Consider the following 295-nt stretch of genomic DNA (forward strand, 5'->3'; position numbering starts at 1 on the left):
AAAGATCATCCAATCTCCTCCGCCTTGGGTCGCCGGTTTGGTTTCGAAACTGGACGGCGAGTATACACTACCAAGGATACTGAGCGAGCTTAAATCAGAACGGTATGACGTCACCAAATGCGACGTTCACGATTTCGTCTCTGCCCTTGCTAGCTGTGGCCTCATTGAAGAGAGCTGAGCCACTTAAGTTGGAGACTGGGGTCAATCGGGCAATGGTTGCCCCATGTCCGGCCGCGGCGTTGGAACTGGCTAAAAGGGTTTCTCATCAAGGGCGATCACGCAACGAGCGTTCGAC

The 295-nt window shown here is 53.6% G+C and carries 1 protein-coding gene; it reads left to right on the plus strand.

The features are described 5' to 3' along the window. The first annotated feature begins 7 nt into the window (after positions 1–7). The gene (locus CO666_RS35120) at positions 8–178 is read left to right on the plus strand and encodes a hypothetical protein (protein ID WP_342588137.1); all 171 of its coding nucleotides are present in this window, start codon (positions 8–10) and stop codon (positions 176–178) included. Positions 179–295: the final 117 nt, after the last annotated feature.

This window comes from Rhizobium chutanense (assembly GCF_002531935.1).
Taxonomy (GTDB): Bacteria; Pseudomonadota; Alphaproteobacteria; order Rhizobiales; family Rhizobiaceae; genus Rhizobium; species Rhizobium chutanense.